This is a genomic window from Microcystis sp. M083S1 (assembly GCF_020246405.1).
Lineage (GTDB): Bacteria > Cyanobacteriota > Cyanobacteriia > Cyanobacteriales > Microcystaceae > Microcystis > Microcystis aeruginosa_C.
In genome coordinates this window covers 1-4,928 of sequence record NZ_JADBTB010000037.1, presented here as the reverse complement: position 1 = coordinate 4,928, position 4,928 = coordinate 1, and the positions used below count along the sequence as shown (strand labels likewise).

5 protein-coding genes and 1 pseudogene are annotated in these 4,928 nt (G+C 43.6%); 2 read left to right on the top strand and 4 right to left on the bottom strand.

Annotated elements, in window-relative coordinates:
• Positions 1 to 184 precede the first annotated feature (184 nt).
• Positions 185 to 529, top strand: coding sequence for a type II toxin-antitoxin system RelE/ParE family toxin (locus IM450_RS03685; protein WP_232306098.1), 345 nt, complete (start codon positions 185 to 187; stop codon positions 527 to 529).
• On the top strand, positions 526 to 849 hold the full coding sequence (locus IM450_RS03680; protein WP_008196506.1) for a helix-turn-helix transcriptional regulator: 324 nt from the start codon (positions 526 to 528) through the stop codon (positions 847 to 849). Before IM450_RS03685 ends, IM450_RS03680 begins: the two co-directional genes overlap by 4 nt.
• Here IM450_RS03680 and secF read toward each other — a convergent pair.
• From secF to IM450_RS03660, 4 genes and pseudogenes are all read right to left on the bottom strand, one after another.
• Entirely contained in the window at positions 846 to 1,778 is a 933-nt protein-coding gene (gene secF / locus IM450_RS03675; RefSeq protein ID WP_287664784.1) for a protein translocase subunit SecF, read from the bottom strand. The genes IM450_RS03680 and secF overlap by 4 nt on opposite strands.
• Before the next feature lie 155 nt (positions 1,779 to 1,933).
• Positions 1,934 to 3,340, bottom strand: a complete 1,407-nt coding sequence (gene secD / locus IM450_RS03670) for a protein translocase subunit SecD (RefSeq protein ID WP_002800833.1) — start codon at positions 3,338 to 3,340, stop codon at positions 1,934 to 1,936.
• A 26-nt stretch (positions 3,341 to 3,366) separates the two neighbouring features.
• Positions 3,367 to 4,350: an alpha-ketoacid dehydrogenase subunit beta gene (locus IM450_RS03665; protein ID WP_002752113.1), complete on the bottom strand. Its 984-nt coding sequence runs from the start codon at positions 4,348 to 4,350 to the stop codon at positions 3,367 to 3,369.
• A 426-nt stretch (positions 4,351 to 4,776) separates the two neighbouring features.
• Positions 4,777 to 4,928 (bottom strand): annotated as a pseudogene (locus tag IM450_RS03660) (RNA-guided endonuclease TnpB family protein); the annotation flags it as partial.

Below are 4,928 nucleotides of genomic sequence, written 5' to 3'. Positions count from 1 at the left end.
CCTTAAATATTGGAAGAAAGGTAGTCGGAGAGGCCGCCTTTAGCGGGAATCCGATAGAGAGGTTCGTAGTTAACCCAGTACGGGTCAAAGCGTACAAAGCTAATTCTAGATGCAATATTTGCGTACAGAATTAGTAACTATAATGGGGCTTGACAGGTGGTATCAGTTATATCACCATAAGCGAATGCGTAATACCCGTCCTATATCTTGGATTAAAGCGGCACGGAAAGATTTTCAAAAGTTTCCCAAGGAAGCCCAAGAAATTGTACTTGACGCTTTAACTATTGCAGCAGAAGGGGCAAAATCATCCCTAACCAAGCCTTTTAAGGGGATAGGTTCTGGTGTGTTCGAGATTGCTCTACCTTTCAAGGGGGATGCCTATCGAACTATTTATGCTGTCCAGTTAGGTGAGGCTATCTGGGTGATTCATGCCTTCCAGAAAAAATCCCCAAAAGGGATCAAAACACCACAGCAAGAAGTCGAAGTTATCAAAGCACGGCTCAAGCGATTGAAGGAGGAACTCTCATGAGTGAAGAACAATTTGAACTGGTACAAGGTAGCGGGAATGTGTACCGCGATTTTGGCGATGTAGATGCGGACGTGCGACAAGCGAAAGCACTGCTTGCTGCTGAAATTATCAAGGTTCTGGAGAAGGAAGACTTATCAACCCGCGATGCTCAAGTGCGAACTGGAATTAATCACAGTGAATTTGTTCAGATTCGCCATGCTAATTTGGAACGCTTTACTATTGACCGTTTGATATCAATTTTGGGTCGTCTCAATCAACAGGTTGAAATTACTATTACGACCTATCCAAGACCGACTGATTCTTCACCAATGGCATCCTAACTGTAATTGAGTGTGGGTCGATGGGAACGACCGCGCCACCAAGCTAGTAGGGTACTAGCGATAAAAATACTCGAATAGGCCCCGGCTACAAAGCCAATAATTAAAGCTAGGGCAAAATATTTTAAGGTGCTGCCACCAAAGAGAAAAATCGCCACCAGAGGCAATAAAGTAGTCAGGGTGGTATTAATTGAACGACTTAGGGTTTGACTCACCGCATTATCGACAATTTCATCCACGGATAATTCGGGGGTATTAGCAAAATTTTCCCGGACGCGATCATAAATTACCACTGTGTCATTAACAGAAAAGCCCACAATTGTCAAGAGGGAAACCAAAAATAAACTATCCACTTCTACCCCCGCAATTAAGCCTAAAACCGCAAAGACCCCTAAAGTGATCAAAACGTCGTGCAGCAGGGCGACAATGGCAAAAAAAGCGTAATCCCGTTGAAAACGGAAGCTTAGATAGACAGCAATGCCAAAAAATGACACTAATAAAGCTAAAAATCCCGACCTAAATAATTCTTGACCGATGGTCGGTCCGACGGTATCGATTTGACTGGTTTCGGGGTCAAAGGCGCCAATTTTCTGATTTAAGGTGTCGAGTAATTTCGTTCTCTGTTCTTCTGCTAGGGTTTTAGTTCGCACCGATAAAGTATATTTATCCAACACCTGCACACTACTGTTACCCAATCCTTCCTCGTCTAAAATTCCTTGCACTTCGGCAGTAGTTAAGGGTTTCTCACAGTTATTCTTTTTGGCACAGGCTAATTCTATCTGAATTCTCGTACCACCAACAAAATCTAAACTCGGTCTCAAAGGCGCTTGAATAGTGAACCAAGAAATCACCATGGCCAAAATACTACCAATCGTCAGCAAGGCCGAGACTGTCCACCAAAAATTACGCTGTTTTGTAACGTTAAATGCCATATCGATTAAGTAACAAGGAACAAAGGAAAAAAGGGATTTGGGGAGTGGGGAGTGGGGAGTGGTAATCGGTGGGTTACGGCGAATCAGAAATTATTGGTCAACAGCATAACTTATCGTCGCCTAACCCACCCTACACCTGACTCCTGATAACTGAATTATTGGTTTACCGGTAAATTAGGGCAGAAAAGTTGCGGTTTTTGACGGACGCTGGGGACGTTTAACACGGTGATTAACAGGAGAGTGCGACTACAGGTTAAAGCGGTAAACATACTCACAGCTACCCCAATGGCTAAAGTTAAAGCAAAACCCTTGACTAATCCCGAACCCAACCAAAATAGGGCAGCACAGGCGATTAAAGTAGTGACATTACTATCAAGAATACTGGAAAAAGCCCGATAAAATCCCGACTCTACTGCCCGAAATAGGGATTTTCCGGCCCTTAATTCCTCCCGGGTACGCTCAAAAATTAGTACATTTGCATCAACTGCCATGCCGATACTGAGGATAAATCCAGCAATACCGGGTAACGTCATCGTGACTCCCACTAAGGCAAAAGCCCCCAGAGAGAGAATAGTATAGATAATCAGGGAAACATCGGCAATAATACCGGGTAAACGGTAATAAACCGCCATGAAGATTAAAACTAACAGTAAACCCACTAAACCAGCGTAGATACTGCGACGGATACTATCCTGGCCTAAAGTTGCCCCGACGGTGCGAATTTCTTCCACTTTAACGGGGAAAGGTAGAGAGCCACCGCGCAATTGAATCGCTAGATCGTTGGCAGTTTCGGCGGTAAAATTACCAGTAATCACGGCCCGGCCTCCTGTAATTCCCGTTTGGGCAAACTGCACATCAACCACAGGGGCGCTAATTAATTCATTATCAAGGAAAATCCCAATACTGCGACCAGTACCCGCGATCGCTTTAGTTAGTTCGGCAAATTTACTGCCCCCTTCCGAGTCGAAAGTAATGGCCACTTCCCAGTTAGTGCCTTGGGTGGAACTAATAGTGGCATTTTGCAGATTTTTTCCAGTTAAGTCCACCGATTCAAATAAATTTAAAATCGCCTCTTTAGATTTTTGCAGAGATTGTTCTAGTTCGGCAATTTTAGCGGCATTTTCGGGTTTATTCTCGGCTTTGAGGGCGGCTAATTCCGCTTTTTTTTGTTGAAAAATTGAATATTCAGCCCGGAATTCTCCTTCTGTACCTTGTTTTTGCTGACGAAATTCTAATTGGGCCTGAACATTTAAGTTTCTCTCAGCTTCTTTGGGATTTGTAACCCCGGGCAGTTGCACAATTACCTGATTTTTACTGTCCACAGTCTGCACTAATGATTCAGAAACACCGAGGGCATTAACGCGATTTTCAATCACATTTTGTACGGCTTTTAAATCATTAGGTTGAATGGTTTTGACGGTTTCAGTGGGTTTAACCTGAATGGTTAATTGACTACCACCGCGCAAGTCTAAACCTAACTGTAGGGGTAACTTAATCAGGACGAAGATCGAGGCAACAACCAGGCCGATGATCAGTAACAATAACCAATTTTGTCTCTGCATAACTTCAGTATCAAAAGGAGAATTTTTTAAATGCGATCACCGACCATTTTTTGGACAGCTTCGACAATTTGATTAGGTTGAATAATCGTCAATCTTTCTAGATTACCGTTATAAGGTGTGGGGATATCTTGGGAAGATAATCTTAACACGGGGGCATCTAATTCATCGAATAACTGCTCGTTAATTAAAGCAATTAACTCGGAAGCAATTCCCGCCGTTTTCATACATTCTTCCACGATAATCACCCTGTGAGTCTTGCGAATCGAAGCGGCAATCGTCTCCATATCAAAGGGTTTCAGGGAAATTAAATCGATAATTTCCGGATCATAGCCATCTTTTTCTAACTGTTTTAATGCCTGTAAACAGTGATGGCGCATCCGCGAATAGGTGAGAATGGTGATATCTTCTCCCTTGCGAACGATTTCCGCCTTATCGAGGGGTAAAAGATACTCGGTATCAGGTAAATTTTCCTTGAGATTATAGAGAAGAACGTGTTCAAAGAAAAGCACGGGGTTATTATCTCTAATCGCCGATTTTAATAAACCTTTGGCATTATAGGGAGTGGAACAAGCGACAATTTTTAGACCGGGTACCGCGTGAAAATAGGCCTCTAAACGTTGGGAATGTTCCGCACCTAATTGTCTCCCCACACCCCCCGGACCACGGATAACCATGGGGATTTTAAAATTACCGCCAGAAGTATAACGTAACATCCCAGCATTGTTGGCAATTTGGTTAAAGGCAAGCAGAAGAAAACCCATATTCATGCCTTCAATAATCGGACGCAATCCCGTCATGGCTGCCCCCACTGCCATGCCCGTAAAACTATTTTCAGCGATGGGAGTATCTAAAACCCTTAAATCGCCATATTTTTTGTAGAGATCTTTGGTAACTTTGTAGGAACCACCGTAATGACCCACATCTTCACCTAAAACAAATACTGTCTGGTCGCGGCCCATTTCCTCATCGATCGCCTGTCGCAAAGCATTAAATAATAGGGTTTCTGCCATATCAAGTCCCCGCTTACAATTCGGTCATCTTATCACTAAACTTATTATCTTACCCCTTTTCTGGCCCGAAGGAGCGGGAATTATGAATTATTAATTATGAATTATGAAGTGGGGAGATGGGGAGAGGGAATTATGAATTATGAATTATGAATTATGAAGTGGGTAGATAGGGAGTAGGTAGGTGGAGGACGTAGGTTGGGCTTCGGCCGTGAGCTTTTGCCGAACGGTTGAAGCATGAAACCCAACGCCCAATCATGTTACGCTACTGCTCCTACAAATAATTGTGCCTCCCTACTTCATAGATAATAGTCTATTCTAGTTCCCGACAATCGGCCGGCAAAGAACTAAGATCAAGATCAAGGAATCCCCTACCGTTAAAGCTGTTGACATCCTCGCCGCCGTAAAACGGACGGCGATTCCCAAACCTCACGATTTGAGTTTCTGCTTCTTTCCCGAAGGATTTTTCGCACCTGCCGCCCCAGATTTACTCTGTTCTGGTCATCAGGTCGCTCTACAGACTGACACCGCAAGCCCTGCGGCCAAAATATTTTTACTAGCGTTAATATCTCGGTCATGGT